Annotated in this window: 1 pseudogene; it reads right to left on the bottom strand. The window is 60.6% G+C overall.

Features of this window, described 5'->3' with window-relative positions:
* Window positions 1-36: 36 nt before the first annotated feature.
* Window positions 37-353, bottom strand: a pseudogene (locus QK296_RS28985) (two-component sensor histidine kinase); the annotation flags it as partial.

Genomic DNA, 353 nt, shown 5'->3' with positions numbered 1-353 from the left:
GCTCGTCGGGTGCGTCGCGGTGAACCGGCAGGCGCGTCAGGAAATCACCGCCGGCAACTCGCCGCGCACCCTGGGCGATCGCCGAGAACTGGCTGGACAGGGGCGCAAAAACCACAAGCCGCAAACGATGATGATCGGAACGGCAGCCAGCACCAGGCCGACCAGAATCAGCCAGTCACGATTGGCGGTGTCCGGCTGGAAGTATTCGATTGGATAGTGTTGGGCAACCAATTGGCGCAGGGGTGTTTCGTTGAGCTGGGGCTCGGCACGCAGATGCAGCAACTCCTCGTGCGCCTCTGGCGGCAAGTGTTGCAAAAAATACCGGTCAGACAGTTTGAAGTTGATCCACATGC

Source organism: Pseudomonas sp. AL10, assembly GCF_029960685.1.
In the GTDB taxonomy this organism is placed as follows: domain Bacteria; phylum Pseudomonadota; class Gammaproteobacteria; order Pseudomonadales; family Pseudomonadaceae; genus Aquipseudomonas; species Aquipseudomonas lactis.
Note: the sequence above shows the minus strand (reverse complement) of the source record. Positions and strands in the feature narration are given on the sequence as shown.